Here is a 461-nt window from a genome sequence, read left to right on the forward strand (position 1 = left end):
TTTAACATATGCCCCACATTTTATTTCCGTTGTGGTAGTGGTCGGGATGATTATTGCCTTTTTAGATCCTACGACTGGTATTGTCAATCTTCTCATTGAGAAGTTAGGCGGTGAACCCATTCAATTCCTTACAAGTCCAAGCTGGTTCCGGCACATCTATGTATGGTCTGGTGAATGGCAAGGTCTTGGTTGGGGATCGATTATTTATTTAGCTGCACTAGCAGGTGTGAATCCAGAACTTTTAGAAGCAGCTAAGGTGGATGGTGCGACTCGATTCCAACGGATTCTACACATTAATATTCCGGCTATTTTACCAACGATCGTGATTCTATTTATTTTGAATATCGGTAAATTTATGTCGGTCGGTTTTGAAAAAGTATTACTCTTACAAAACTCCTTGAACTCGGAAACATCCGATATTATCCAAACGTTTGTCTATGAAACAGGTTTATTAGAAGGTC

At 39.7% G+C, this 461-nt stretch carries 1 protein-coding gene; it reads left to right on the forward strand.

Going from position 1 to position 461, the window contains the following annotated elements; genetic code table 11:
* Positions 1–461 (forward strand): ABC transporter permease subunit (locus KI363_RS21695; protein WP_212967620.1); only part of this gene is annotated, 461 nt, incomplete at both ends.

This window comes from Lederbergia ruris (assembly GCF_018332955.1).
Lineage (GTDB): Bacteria > Bacillota > Bacilli > Bacillales > Bacillaceae_C > Lederbergia > Lederbergia ruris.